General features: G+C 50.6%; 12 protein-coding genes. 9 read left to right on the forward strand and 3 right to left on the reverse strand.

Annotated elements, in window-relative coordinates; genetic code table 11:
- The 4 genes from ICL55_RS19660 to rfbD are packed head-to-tail and all read left to right on the forward strand — an operon-like array spanning position 1 to position 3,467.
- On the forward strand, positions 1–945 hold the full coding sequence (locus ICL55_RS19660) for a UDP-glucuronic acid decarboxylase family protein (protein WP_168871638.1): 945 nt from the start codon (positions 1–3) through the stop codon (positions 943–945).
- 21 nt (positions 946–966) lie between these two features.
- Complete coding sequence (rfbB, locus tag ICL55_RS19665; protein WP_188100333.1) at positions 967–2,022, forward strand: dTDP-glucose 4,6-dehydratase; 1,056 nt, start codon at positions 967–969, stop codon at positions 2,020–2,022.
- Between the two features lie 8 nt (positions 2,023–2,030).
- Positions 2,031–2,585, forward strand: a complete 555-nt coding sequence (rfbC, locus tag ICL55_RS19670) for a dTDP-4-dehydrorhamnose 3,5-epimerase (protein WP_188100335.1) — start codon at positions 2,031–2,033, stop codon at positions 2,583–2,585.
- Positions 2,586–2,600: 15 nt separating this feature from the next.
- The gene (gene rfbD / locus ICL55_RS19675) at positions 2,601–3,467 is read left to right on the forward strand and encodes a dTDP-4-dehydrorhamnose reductase (protein WP_188100337.1); all 867 of its coding nucleotides are present in this window, start codon (positions 2,601–2,603) and stop codon (positions 3,465–3,467) included.
- A 66-nt stretch (positions 3,468–3,533) separates the two neighbouring features.
- On the opposite strand, the gene ICL55_RS19680 is transcribed toward rfbD, so the two are convergent.
- Positions 3,534–4,229, reverse strand: a complete 696-nt coding sequence (locus tag ICL55_RS19680) for a TapB family protein (protein WP_188100339.1) — start codon at positions 4,227–4,229, stop codon at positions 3,534–3,536.
- Positions 4,230–4,409: 180 nt separating this feature from the next.
- Between ICL55_RS19680 and tyrS the strand changes: the two genes are divergently transcribed.
- A complete protein-coding gene (tyrS, locus tag ICL55_RS19685; RefSeq protein ID WP_188100341.1) occupies positions 4,410–5,690 on the forward strand; it encodes a tyrosine--tRNA ligase in 1,281 nt (426 codons plus the stop codon).
- Positions 5,691–5,763: 73 nt separating this feature from the next.
- Here tyrS and ICL55_RS19690 read toward each other — a convergent pair whose 3' ends face one another.
- Together ICL55_RS19690 and ICL55_RS19695 are read right to left on the reverse strand one after the other, a co-directional pair.
- Entirely contained in the window at positions 5,764–7,056 is a 1,293-nt protein-coding gene (locus tag ICL55_RS19690) for an amidohydrolase family protein (RefSeq protein WP_188100343.1), read from the reverse strand.
- A 14-nt stretch (positions 7,057–7,070) separates the two neighbouring features.
- Positions 7,071–10,136, reverse strand: a complete 3,066-nt coding sequence (locus ICL55_RS19695; protein ID WP_188100345.1) for an amidohydrolase family protein — start codon at positions 10,134–10,136, stop codon at positions 7,071–7,073.
- Positions 10,137–10,331: 195 nt separating this feature from the next.
- Here ICL55_RS19695 and ICL55_RS19700 point away from each other — a divergent pair, with 195 nt between their 5' ends.
- The 4 genes from ICL55_RS19700 to ICL55_RS19715 all read left to right on the forward strand — a co-directional run bounded on the left by ICL55_RS19700 (position 10,332) and on the right by ICL55_RS19715 (position 14,071).
- Complete coding sequence (locus ICL55_RS19700) at positions 10,332–10,763, forward strand: hypothetical protein (RefSeq protein WP_188100347.1); 432 nt, start codon at positions 10,332–10,334, stop codon at positions 10,761–10,763.
- Between the two features lie 42 nt (positions 10,764–10,805).
- On the forward strand, positions 10,806–12,089 hold the full coding sequence (locus ICL55_RS35600) for a glycerate kinase type-2 family protein (protein WP_343067834.1): 1,284 nt from the start codon (positions 10,806–10,808) through the stop codon (positions 12,087–12,089).
- A gap of 114 nt (positions 12,090–12,203) precedes the next feature.
- Positions 12,204–13,379, forward strand: a complete 1,176-nt coding sequence (gene uxuA, locus ICL55_RS19710) for a mannonate dehydratase (protein ID WP_188100351.1) — start codon at positions 12,204–12,206, stop codon at positions 13,377–13,379.
- A 227-nt stretch (positions 13,380–13,606) separates the two neighbouring features.
- The gene (locus ICL55_RS19715; protein WP_188100353.1) at positions 13,607–14,071 is read left to right on the forward strand and encodes a MarR family winged helix-turn-helix transcriptional regulator; all 465 of its coding nucleotides are present in this window, start codon (positions 13,607–13,609) and stop codon (positions 14,069–14,071) included.
- The last annotated feature ends 60 nt before the right edge of the window (positions 14,072–14,131 follow it).

Consider the following 14,131-nt stretch of genomic DNA (forward strand, 5'->3'; position numbering starts at 1 on the left):
ATGGAAAAAAAGAGAATCCTGATAGCCGGCGCCGCCGGCTTCCTGGGCTCGCATCTTTGCGACCGCTTCATTAAGGAAGGTTTTCATGTGATTGCCATGGACAACCTTCTTACCGGCAATATCAAAAATATTGAACACCTGTTCCCCCTACAGGACTTCGAATATTATCATCACGATGTAACCAAGTTTATCCACGTACCGGGTAAACTGGATTATATCCTTAACTTCGCTTCGCCAGCCAGCCCGATAGACTACCTGAAAATGCCGATCCAGACACTGAAGGTAGGATCGCTGGGGACACACAACCTGCTGGGACTGGCCAAGGAAAAGAAAGCCCGCATACTGGTAGCTTCCACTTCCGAAGTATATGGCGATCCTAACGTACATCCGCAAACGGAAGAATACTGGGGCAACGTAAACCCTGTAGGACCACGAGGCGTGTACGACGAAGCCAAAAGATTCCTGGAATCTATTACCATGGCCTATCATAACTTCCATGGCGTAGAAACCCGGATCGTCCGTATCTTTAACACTTACGGCCCGCGCATGCGCCTCAACGATGGCCGTGCATTACCGGCCTTTATGAGCCAGGCACTGAGCGGACAAGACCTGACTGTGTTCGGGGATGGTAAACAAACCCGTTCCTTCTGTTATGTAGACGATCTCGTTGAAGGCATCTACCGCCTGCTGTTGAGCGACTATCATCTGCCAGTGAACATCGGCAATCCGGAAGAGATCACCCTCAACCAGTTTGCAGAGGAAATCCTTGCACTGACCGGTTCCAAACAGCAGATCGTTTATCATCCGTTGCCTAAAGATGATCCGAAACAACGACAGCCGGACATTACCAAGGCCCGTACCCTCCTGGGATGGGAGCCTAAGGTAGGCAGACAGGAAGGGTTAAAGATCACCTACGAATATTTCAAACAAGCATTATTAAAATAGAAAACAACTATTAACCATTCCATGAAACGGAGAATACTTATTACAGGTGGGGCAGGCTTTATTGGTTCACACGTAGTCAGATTATTTGTCACCAAATACCCCGACTATCAGATCGTGAACCTGGACGCACTGACCTATGCCGGTAACCTTGAAAACCTGCTGGATGTAAAAGATCTTCCAAATTATATTTTTGAAAAAGGAGATATTACAGACGAAGCTTTCATCGATCAGCTTTTCGGAAAGTACCAGTTTGATGGCGTGATACATCTTGCTGCTGAAAGCCATGTGGACCGTTCTATTATGGATCCACTGGCTTTCATCAGGACCAACGTGCTGGGCACCGCTGTGTTACTCAACACCGCCCGCAAGTACTGGAAAGACAACATGGACAACAAACTGTTTTACCATGTGTCTACCGACGAAGTATATGGCTCACTTGGTGAAGAAGGTTTCTTCCATGAAACCACCGCTTACGACCCGCGTTCGCCGTATTCTGCTTCCAAGGCCAGCTCTGACCATTTTGTCATGGCTTATTACCATACTTACCATCTGCCGGCCATTATCTCCAACTGTTCCAACAACTACGGATCACACCATTTCCCGGAAAAACTGATTCCGCTGGCGATCCATAATATCAAAAACAACAAGCCGGTACCTGTATATGGTAAAGGAGAGAACGTTCGTGACTGGCTGTATGTAAATGATCACGCCCGTGCCATCGATACCATCTTCCACAAAGGCAGAATTGGTGAAACCTACAACATCGGCGGTTTCAACGAATGGAAAAACATTGACCTGATACAGCTGCTGTGTCGCATCATGGACCAGAAACTGGGCCGCCCTGAAGGTACCTCTGCTCAGTTGATCACCTACGTAAAAGACCGCGCCGGACATGACCTGCGCTATGCGATAGATGCCACCAAGCTGAACAAGGAACTGGGATGGGAACCCTCCCTCCAGTTTGAAGAAGGCCTGGAAAAAACAGTGGACTGGTATCTTGCCAATGAAGAGTGGTTACAACATGTCACCAGCGGCAATTACCAAAAATATTATCAGGAACAGTACCAAAAGCGATAAATATAGTTATGCCTTTTACAGAAACCGGGTTTCCCGGGTTAATCATATATGAGCCAACTGTCTTCGGAGACCACCGTGGATATTTTTTCGAGAGCTACAATGCCAATACGTTCCTGGCTGCCGGCATAGAATACAACTTTGTTCAGGACAACCAGGCTCGCTCCTCCTACGGTGTGCTGAGAGGCCTGCACTATCAGCTGGAACCTTATGCACAAACCAAACTGATCAGAGTATTGGAAGGTGCCATCGTAGATGCAGTAGTGGATCTTCGTGAAGGATCACCTACCTACGGTAAATCCTATACGATAACACTCACTGCAGAAAATAAAAAACAGTTGCTGGTCCCTAAAGGATTTGCACACGGCTATGCCGTTATCAGCGAAACCGCCGAAGTGATGTATAAATGTGATAATTTCTATCACAAAGGCAGTGAAGGCGGAATTATCTTTAATGATCCGGCACTGGACATCGATTGGGGCATTGACCTTCAGCATGCGCTGGTGTCAGAAAAAGATCTTGTGCTGCCCAAACTGGCAGAGGTGACCCATAATTTTGTCTTTTAACAGCAGCTATTTGTCATGAAAAACATTCTTATTACCGGCGGAAACGGCCAGCTGGGGCAGTCCCTGAAAAAAGTGTCTGCAGCCTATCCACAGTTCAACCTGCTCTTTACCGATGCCAGTGAACTGGATATCACCAGTGCCGACTCACTGGCCGCTTATTTCAGTGCCAACCAGATAGATGCCTGTATTAACTGTGCCGCCTATACGGCGGTAGACAAAGCAGAAGCGGATGAAGAAAATGCGTTTCTGCTCAACTTCCAGGCTGTTTTATCCCTGGCCGAAATATGCGCACAGCATAACACACAGCTGATACACATCTCCACCGATTATGTGTTCAACGGCAAACAGAACGTGCCTTATACCGAGGAAGACGATACCGATCCGCAGAGCATCTACGGCGCGTCCAAACTGCGCGGAGAAGCAGCGGCCACCGGATACAACCCCGATACCATCGTGGTGCGTACTTCCTGGCTGTATTCCGAGTATGCGGTCAACTTCGTGAAACGCATGCAGGAACTGATGCGGGAAAGAGAAGAACTCAGCGTGGTGTTTGATCAGGCGGGCACCCCTACCTATGCAGGCGACCTCGCTGCTGCCTTGCTGGAGATGCTGCAATACAAGGCTGATCATCCCGAAGCAGCGCTGGGCGGCGTTTATCACTATAGCAACGAAGGCGTGACCAGCTGGTACGATTTTGCCGTGACGATCAAAGAACTCACCGCAGCGACCACGAAGGTGTTGCCGGTTACTTCCGATAAATACAAGACAGCTGCTGCAAGACCTGCCTATAGCGTCCTGAATAAAGAAAAAATAAAAACCACCTTTGGTATACACATTCCCTACTGGCGAGACAGTCTGGTGAAATGCCTCCAAAGGATGTAAATAAAAAACGGCCTTGTAGTGATACAAGGCCGTTTCATGTAGGAATTTTTTGATTTACGGATTTTATTATTTTTTGAAGCTGGTGATCATCGTTGAACCCGCCTCTTTTCCTTCCTTATAAGATACTGTCTTCACCATGCCGAATCCCGGCGCAAACCATTCGGTTGCGGTAAGGTCTATAGGCACCGTATTTCCCATCATCTGCATTTTAAACGACAGGTTATAATTGATTTTATAACAGTTCCAGGTGCCGGCAGGTGTGGTGACTTTCTCTTTCCCCACTACTTTCCGGTTGTTCACTGTATAAGCGATGCCGATCTCCATGCCGCCCATATTACCGGCCATCTCAAACGTGCCCCCTTTCAGGTCCTGTCCTACCTGCATATTAGCCGGATAGTTCAGGAAGGCATTGGTGGTTTTAGCTTCCATTTTCAGGTCTTTCAGCTGGGAGAAAGAAGGCATGCCTACTTTCATGTCCAGCGCAATCCCGTCACCACTGCATTTGAAGGTGCCCTGGCTGGTGGTGATCATATTCTCGGTCTTATCATATACCGTTGCCGTAAAATTGGAGGTGGTGCCGGTGGCCTCCTTGTGCACATTATTTACTTTGTAAATGGTTTTGCCAACCGGGGCATTGCTCCCGTCATACATGGTCATTTCCACCTGCGCATTGTTGAGCAGGTAGTAATAACCGGCACAATCCTGCGCTGATAATGATCCGGCCAATAGTAACATCAGGATAAAACACCATCCTTTTTTCATAACAGATAAATTTTGGAGATAATATATAACAGGGTGTATAAATACGATTGTGGTCCGCCAGGTCGTGGCTTCCGGTTAAAAATAAGGCATTTCTGTAAGCTGCCGAAAAAACAGTGCTTTACAGCTTATCTCCCCTGTTCAGACATTTTTGTGTAGGTTTGCAAAAATTGTTATTGAATCATGAATCTGATAGAAGAACTGCGCTGGCGGGGTATGCTACAGGATATGATGCCTGGCACGGAAGAGCAACTGCAAAAGGAGATGACCACTGCTTACATTGGTTTTGATCCTACTGCAGAGTCATTGCACATCGGTAGCCTGGTACCCATCCTGTTGCTGGTGCACCTGCAAAAGGCAGGACATAAGCCCCTGGCGTTAGTAGGTGGCGCTACCGGTATGGTGGGCGACCCCTCATTCAAGGCAGAAGAAAGGAAGATGCTCGACGACGAAACCCTCCGGAAAAATGTGGACGGTATCAGGAAACAGCTGGAGCGCTTCCTGGACTTTGATCCTGCCAAACCTAATGCGGCGGAAATGGTGAATAACTATGATTGGTTTCAGCACATTTCCTTCCTCGACTTTATCCGCGATACGGGTAAGCACATCACCGTTAACTATATGATGGCCAAAGATTCTGTGAAAAAAAGAATCGAAGGAGATAGCGGGATGTCTTTCACCGAATTTACCTATCAGCTCATTCAGGGATACGACTTCTTTCACCTGTATACCGCCAAAAACTGTAAACTGCAGATGGGCGGCTCCGATCAATGGGGCAATATCGTGACCGGCACGGAACTGATCCGCCGTAAGGCACAAGGCCAGGCCTTCGCCTTCACCTGCCCGCTGATCAAAAAAGCGGACGGCACCAAATTCGGTAAAACAGAACAAGGCACCGTATGGCTGGACCCGAAAAGGACGTCCCCTTACGCGTTTTACCAGTTCTGGTTCAACACCAGCGATATAGATGCCGAAAGCTATATCAAAATCTTCACCTTCCTCGAAAAAGAAGAAGTGGACGCGTTGATTGAAGAACACAGACAAGATACGGGTAAACGTATTCTACAAAGAAGGCTCGCACAGGAAGTGACCACCTTCATCCACGGTGAAGAAGCCTATAATGGCGCAGTGGAAACATCTTCTATCCTGTATAACAAAAACACGGCAGAAGCACTGCTGGCTTTATCGGAAGAAGATCTGGTTGATATCACCTCTAAACTTCCCCAGCACGAAATTGCCAAAACCGATCTGGAAGCTGGTAAAGACATCGTTAGTTTCCTCGCGGAAACAGGTATTTTCCCCAGCAAGGGAGAAGCCCGTAAAACCGTGCAGGGCGGCGGTGTGAGTGTCAACAAAGTAAAAGTCCCCGGCATCGACATGGTGATCAACACCAGCTCCCTGCTCAGGGATAAATATATCCTGCTCCAGAAAGGGAAGAACTATTTCCTCGTGAAAGCAGTGTAATCAAAATACTACCGCAATAAAAAAGGGAAGATCATCCTTGATCTTCCCTTTTTTTATGTTGATACCAATAATATTATTTGATACCGTATTTCTGTTGATATTTTTCATACAGCTGATGCTGTTTGTTGTCCAAGTTCACTTCCCGGCCCTGAATAAAAGCACGGGTGATCACGCTGGACTTCATATCCAGCATATCGCCGGTACTAACAGCAATATTGGCATCTTTACCGGCTTCCAGTGAACCGGTAATTTTATCAACGCCCAGTATTTTAGCGGCATTCAGTGTCACTGCGGACAGTGCCTCTTCGCGGCTCAGGCCGAAAGCGCTGGCTGTACCGGCTTCAAAGCCGAGGTTGCGCTGTTGCCAGAAACCTTCATTGCTCAGGCAGAACAACACACCCGCTTTCTGCAGCTGGGCGGCTGTTTTATAGGGCTGGTCAATATCATCGTCCTGTGTCAGTGGCAAACTATGCGGCTGGGTGAGCACTACCGCGATGTTGTTTTGTTTCAGGAGATCTGCTATCTGCCAGGAGTCGGCGCCGCCAACGATGACCACGTCCACATTAAACTCTTTGGCAAAATCAATGGCGATCAGCATTTCCTTTACCAGCTCGCAGTGGATGAACAGTTTCTGTTCACGGTTGAACAGCTTGCGCATCGATTCAAATTTGATATTGGTAGCAGCATGTTTGTTTTCCTGCAGGTAGGCTTTCGCCTCCCGGAAAAACACCCTCACTGTTTCAATTTTCTCCTGGCCTTCCTTTACCGGGTCTTTCGCCTGCGGGCCTCTGGGACCGCGGCCGGAGCCGATGCTCACCAGGCGGGGCATAAAGAAATGGAGCGCATTATCTGTTTTATAAGCGGCATCTTCCCAGTTCCACGCATCCAGCTGCACCACTGAGGAGGTACCGCTGACGATACCGCCTTCGGGTGTTACCTGTGCCAGCAGGATACCGTTGGACCGCAGCGTGTTGATCACCTTGGAATCGGTATTATAAGAGATGATGGAGCGGATGGAAGGGTTGATCTCCCCTACTTCCCGCTCATCGATGGTAGCTCTCACGCTTTCAAATTCCACCAGCCCCAGTTTGGTGTCCGGCGCAATGATGCCGGGATACACATGCTGTCCTTTCATATCCAGTACGGTAGCGTCGCCGGAGGCAGACACGCTGGGGCCGACAGCTGTTATTTTCCCTTTGGCAAAAGCGATGGTACCGTTTTCGATCACCTGGCCGTTGCCAACATGGATAACAGCGTTGGTAAGATATACCGGCTTGTCCTGCGGGCGGGCCGGCAAAATGGTCTCCTGCGCATAGGCGGAACTTACGCCAAAAGCCAGGGCCAGTAGATATATGCTTCTTTTCATGATGTTTCAGTTTTTTAGAACCCGGCGCCGGTAGTTAATCCGAGGCCTTCCTGATGACCAGCGTGTAAATCTTCGCAGTGGTACATTTCATCCGGTGTGAAAGCGGCTTTCTGTGTAGGCGTGCCTTTTTTCTTTTCGCCCAGCAGTTTTTGCACGAGGCGGTTGCGCTCTGCAGCGATGCGCTGGCGCAGCTGCAGGTCATAGTCGCGGTCAAATTCCACGATACCGTCCACGATTGTTTTTTCTGCTTTGGCGTAGATGCTCAGCGGATTGTCGCTCCACAGCACCAGGTCAGCATCTTTCCCTACTTTGACACTGCCCATGCGGTTATCTACATGCAGCAGGCGTGCGGGGTTGAGCGTCACCATTTTGAGGGCTTCTTCTTCCGGCACACCACCATATTTCACGATCTTGCCGGCTTCCTGGTTCAGGCGGCGGGCCATCTCCGCATCATCAGAGTTGATGGCGGTGACTACGCCCACTTTATGCATGATGGCAGCATTGTACGGGATCGCGTCCTGTACTTCCATTTTGTAGGCCCACCAATCGGCGAAAGTACCGGCGCCGGCGCCATGGGCTTTCATTTTATCCGCCACTTTATACCCTTCGAGGATGTGAGTGAAAGTGTTGACACGGAAATGGAAGCTGTCGGCCACATGCATCAGCATATTGATTTCGCTCTGTACGTAAGAGTGACAGGTAATAAAACGTTTGGCCTGGAGGATCTCCAGGAGCGCATCCAGCTCCAGGTCGCGCCGTTTGCCGGCACCCTGCTTTTCGTAGTCACGGGCACGGGTAAACGCATCTACATATACCTGCTCCACGCCCATTCTGGTTTGCGGAAAGCGGACGGTGTTGCGTTCGCCCCAGTTGGACTGCTTCACGTTTTCACCCAGTGCGAATTTGATGAAGGGGTCCCAGTTGGTTACCTTCAATCCTTCCGCATCCTGGCCCCAGCGCAGTTTAATGAGCTGTGACTGTCCGCCGATGGGGTTGGCGCTGCCATGCAGCAGATGGGAGGCGGTAACGCCGCCGCTCAGCTGGCGGTAGATATTCACATCATCGGGATTAAGCACATCGCCGATACGCACTTCAGCGGTAACAGCCTGTGAAGATTCATTCACCCCGTTGGAGATAGCGATGTGGGAGTGTTCATCGATGATGCCGGCCGACAGGTGCTTGCCCGTACCGTCAATGACGCGGGCGTTGCCGGCAGACAGGTTTTTACCGATCTGTGCGATTTTACCACCGCGTACCAGTACGTCGGTATTTTCCAGTTTACCATCTTTTTCGTTGGTCCATACCGTCGCATTTTTGATGAGGATATCCTGCTGTTGCGGCAGTTTATCCCAACCATAACCGCTAAACGGATAATACGGCTGGCCTACGTCCACAGGGTTGCTTCTCCAGGTGGAATCGCTTTTGGCGGGGGCCGTACGGGCAAACACGGCGTTCCATCTTACAGTGGTGCCGCTGGTGTCCACACCGGTGCCTGACCAGCTGCTTTCACCGATCAGGCCACTGAGCCTAACGCTGCTACGGCCATTTTTGGTAAGCGGCAGCGACAGGGTCACTAACTTCCCATTCACATCAATGCGGCCGGGGATGGTATCTTTCTGCAATACCGCCACCAAAGGTGCGGTGGCAGTGCCTTTTACATCCACGGTGATGCTATTGCCGGGAGAAAGGGTAACGGTATAGATACCACGGATATCGTTCCATCCGTCTTGTTTTACGAGGTAGCGGTTGCCCTGTACCCAGTTCTGAAGGATGATGGTATTTTCTTTGAACACCGGACCGGAAGTAATAAGGAAGTTGGCCAGTTTACCTGCTTCGAGGCTGCCTACTTTATCATACACTTTCAGGGTGTTGGCAGGTGTTTTGGTGAGTGCGTCGAGGGCTTTCTGTTCACTCAAACCATATTCGATGGCTTTGCGTACGCTGCTCAGGAATGACTTCACGTCTTTCAGATCGGCAGCCGTGAGGCAGAACGGGATATTGGCTTTCTCAAAAGCGGCCGGCTGTGAGGGCGCCATCTCCCAGTGTTTCATCTCCGTCAGGGATACAAAACGGGTATCATTGGGATCTTCCACATCGATAGCGCCGGGGAAGTTAAGCGACAGGATAAAAGTAGCCTTGGTAGCCGCAATTTCGGAGATACGCTGATATTCGTTGCCACCAGCTTTGATGATATACTGTACGCCAAATTCATCGCCTATTTTGTCTGCCCGAAGGGCGTCCCATTTATCTTTCACTTCAAAGATCTGGGGCAGCTGTTGATTGGCGTTCCAGGCCTGGAGGCTGAGGTTCACCCCTTCTTTGGCGGGTTGTGACTTATACCATTGCGCATCGAGGTAAGTCTGGCGCAGCAGGGCGATATAACCCATTTGTGAGTTGGGATAGTTCTGGGTGGAACTGCCTTTATCGAAAGAGTAACCCGCAGCCACTTTCTCGCGAACGATCACTTTGTTTTCTTTGTCGCCCGCGAGCGTCACCAGTGCGGCAGTACCGCGGGCCACGCCGTCCATTTGCTGGGTAGCGACGGTGCCGAAGCCGGCTTCGCGCAGGGTAGCCGCTTTGGACTCATCGGTGCTGAACTGGTCTACCGCATTGATCTCACTCCTGATGGCCTGATTCCAGCCATAAGCACCTTTGGTGTTGGAGAGGAACTGTGGTGGCGCATTCCAGCCGCCGCCAGGGCGTTTTGCTTCAGCCTGGCCATAGCTGCTGAAGATGTCCACAAAAGAAGGATAGATAAACTTCCCATTGCAATCCACCACCACCGCGTCTTTAGGGATGGCAGCACCGGGACCGGCATCTATGATTTTGCCGTCACGGATCACCAGCGTAGCGTTGCGGAGGGTTGTTTGCGCATCTTTAACGATGGTAGCGTGGGTGAAAGCGAAACACCTTTCTTTAGGGTCCGCAATTCCGTTCACCGGAAAGGTCTCCTGTGCATGGGCATAGGAGCCTGCCAACAGTAGCGAGAACACCAACAGCTTACTGCGGTGCCGGTTCAGGGCATAGGCGACGCCGCGGGAAAGCAGGGCTCTCCCGGGTTTCTCAAAAGCTCTTTTCATGTTCGGTTTTTTTACGATTCAGATTTTCAGTTGCTGGTCTTAAATGTAATAAATGATTGACCGAGGTGTTAGTAATTATCGCTTTTTTTTATGAGTGGTAGCGGCGAATAGTTTTTGCATTAACACGAAAAAGGGATAATTTGACAAAGGTTTACCCATTAAGTTTGTCTAAATTTCATATAATACTTGGTGACTATGAAGATATTTTCGCTTCCCACGGTCCTGCTGCTGTGTTGCCTGCTGACAGGCATCCGGCTGACCACCGCTGCACAAACCCGGGACAGTACCAATAATAGTGGGCGCTGGGGCGTAGAAGGCAGGGCCGACAAAATCAGCGACAAAATATCCAGAAAGGTAGGTCTGAACCGGGACCAGTACCAGCAGATTTACGTTATCAACACCGACATTATCCGTCGTATGGACGCCATCCGCGCCAATACCGCACTTTCCAAAAAGGACCGGATGCAACAGTTCAAAGCCCTGGAAACAGAACGCAGCCAGCGTTTCAAAAACGTGCTCTCCGCTGCTCAGTATAAGAAATGGAACGACTGGGAAATGAGCAAAAAAGAGCATCTGGAAGAAAAGATGGAAAAGAAAAGACAACGCAAACAGGCTACGCGTCCATAACCAAAAGGTATTATCATTTCAGCTACCGGCGACATACAAACTATTTTTATGCAGGCAGTATCCGCTGTACATCCGGTGCAGCTGATACGCCGTCATGTGCAGATAAAAGCCCCTTCTACCCTTGTTATTTCGGGAGATGAATATATTTTGCCCCCACACGGGCGACTGATCGTGCTGGGAGCAGGCAAGGCGTCGGCTGCTATGGCGCAGGAGCTGGAACGGGTACTGGAAGGGCATATGCGCCCGGAGGGACTGATCGTCACCAAACACGGGCATGCGCTGCCGCTCCAACATCTTACCTTGCTGGAAGCCGGTCACCCCGTGCCTGATCAGAACAGCCTGGGAGCTTCCCGGCGTTTCCTGGAAATAGCTGCTACCGCCGGTGAGCACGATCTGGTGGTTCTGCTGCTGTCGGGTGGCGCTTCTGCCCTGCTGGCCGATGTGCCGGAAGGCAGCTCGCTGGAAGACGTACAACAGCTGTTCACGCTGTTGCTGAACAGTGGTGCAGGCATTCACGAAATGAACATCGTGCGTAAGCATCTCTCTAAAATAAAGGGCGGATGGCTGGCACAAAACATATACCCGGCCACGTTATGTGCCCTGGTGCTGAGCGATGTGGTAGGCGACGACCTGAGTGTGATCGGCTCCGGGCCGGCAGTGCCCGACCCGTCTACTTTTGCCGACACCATGGCCATCCTGGAGAAATACCGGTTACTGGCTCAACTGCCGCCGGCGTTACGCCGTTATCTTGACAATGGCGTTGCCGGTATTATTCCGGACACGCCCAAGGCAGGCAGTAATTTTTTTAAGCAGGTACATCACTACCTGGCCGGCACTAATCATATTGCCCTGCAAGCCGCGGCAGATAAAGCCCGCAGCCTGGGATACCATCCGCAGGTACTGGCGTCAGACACTACCGGCGACGCCCATACGGTGGCCGACTGGCTGGTAGCAGCCGCCATCGCCTGGCAGGGACCTCGCCCCGGTTGTTTGCTCGCTGGCGGGGAAACTACCGTACAGGTAACAGGCAAAGGGAAAGGCGGCCGCAATCAACAGCTGGCGTTGGCGGCCGCTATTATGCTCGCCGGCCATGAAGGCATCACGCTGCTGAGTGCCGGCACAGATGGTACCGACGGGCCTACTAACGCCGCCGGCGCTATCGTTGATAACCATACGCTGGAAAAAGCACATGCGCTGCAACTCCACGCCTCCGGTTTTCTGCAACAGCAGGATGCCTGGACATTCTTCTCAAAAGCAGGCGGGTTGCTGATTACAGGGCCTACACAAACCAATGTGATGGACCTCATGATCGTATTGATCACCTAAACACCGGAATAAGCGGGCAGCTTTTGTTATTTAAACTTTGATTATCTGCTGATAGATTCTATTTTTGGGGTTTGATTCACAAGTTCTGGATTTTACTAAAACTAATATTGCATTATGCTGAGAATGGAACAGACATGGCGATGGTTCGGGCCCAATGATCCGGTTAGCCTGTCTGATATAAAACAGGCCGGTGCTACCGGCATCGTAACAGCATTGCACCATGTACCCAATGGAGTAGTGTGGACGACTGAAGAAATTTTAAAGCGTAAATCGGAGATCGAAGCCGCAGGCCTTAGCTGGTCTGTAGTAGAGAGTATCCCTGTTCATGAAGATATTAAAACGCAGAGCGGTAATTTCCGGGAATATATTACCAATTACCAGCAGTCTATCCGTAACCTGGCTGCTGCCGGTATCCACGTGGTGACTTACAATTTTATGCCGGTACTGGACTGGACCCGTACCGACCTCAGTTACGAAGTGGCCGATGGTTCCAAAGCATTGCGCTTTGAAAAAGCAGCTTTCATGGCGTTCGACCTGTTCATGCTGAAACGTCCTGACGCGGAAAAAGATTATACCCTGGAGGAGGTCTCCCGCGCCAAAGAACATTTCGACAGCATGACGGAAGCGTCCAAACAGCTGTTACAGAAAAATATTATCGCCGGGCTGCCCGGCTCTGAAGAGAGCTTTACCCTGGAACTGTTCCAGGCAGCACTCGACAAATACAAAGGCATTGACGCCACCCAGCTGAAGCTGCACCTGTTCTATTTCCTGCAACAGATAGCACCGGTAGCCGAAGAGGTGGGCGTGAAACTGGCCATCCATCCGGATGATCCTCCGTTCCCGATTTTTGGATTGCCTCGTATCGTGAGCACCGAGCAGGATGCTAAAGAGCTGCTGATCGCTGCTCCTTACACCTCCAACGGGCTGTGCTTCTGCACCGGCTCCTACGGCGTACGCGCCGACAACGATCTGCCAGGCATGATAGAACGACTGGGCGATCATATCCACTTCATCCATCTGCGCAGCACCCAACGGGATGCGCAGGGCAACTTCCACGAAGCCAATCACCTCGAAGGCGACGTAGATATGTTTGCCGTGGTGAAAAACATCCTGCTCACCATGAAACGCCGCAATGTTTCCATTCCTATGCGGCCGGACCATGGGCATCAGATGCTGGACGATCTGCAGAAAAAAACCAATCCGGGTTACAGCGCTATCGGCCGCCTGCGCGGGCTGGCAGAGCTGAGAGGCCTGGAAATGGGCATCGCGGGGGCTTTAGGCTCTGATTGACTGACATCTACCAGCATCAGGTCTGCACAAAGAGTAAGGGTGGGGATAAGCAATACCATCGTCGGACTGAGATGCTACGCCAGAGCAGAAAGCATATTTGAGACCATACCGTAATGGCTGATTACGTGTACAAACAGCACTGTTCTTTACCATAATCATATTGATCGAAGGGTTGACGCCGTGTCAGCCCTTCGCTGTTTCAACATACCAAACCTACCACAGTATTTATGAGTACAACAGAAGAAAGATACGAGGCTTCCCTGGCCAGGAGAAAGTCCAGTCTGGGCCGTCTGCTCAGCCTCGTGAAAAAAGACCTCGATCAGCGGCTGACAGAAAAGTTGCTGGAGCGAGGCTACAAAAACTTCCGCCCTGGCGACATGGTGGTCCTGATCAACATCGATGATGCCGGTACGATCAACAATGAACTGGCCAAGAAAGCCCGCATCAGCAAACAGGCGATGAGCAAAGTAGTCAAAAGCCTGGAGGCAGAAGGCTACATCGCTACCCGCAAGCATGACACCGACAATCGCGCCAGCCTTATCTTCCTCACCGATATGGGGAAAATGCTGCTGATAGAAGCCTCAGAATCTATCAAAGAAATCGAAACAAGCTACGTTGAAGTCGTAGGAGAAGAAGACATCGCCTCCTTAAAACAGGTACTCCTGCGCCTGCACGCAGGCCTGAACCTGTAACACTACCATAACCCCCTGTACTGTACGCATTCCAACAGCTTTTAACCCACCCCATCACAG

This window comes from Chitinophaga varians, from assembly GCF_014529945.1.
In the GTDB taxonomy this organism is placed as follows: domain Bacteria; phylum Bacteroidota; class Bacteroidia; order Chitinophagales; family Chitinophagaceae; genus Chitinophaga; species Chitinophaga varians.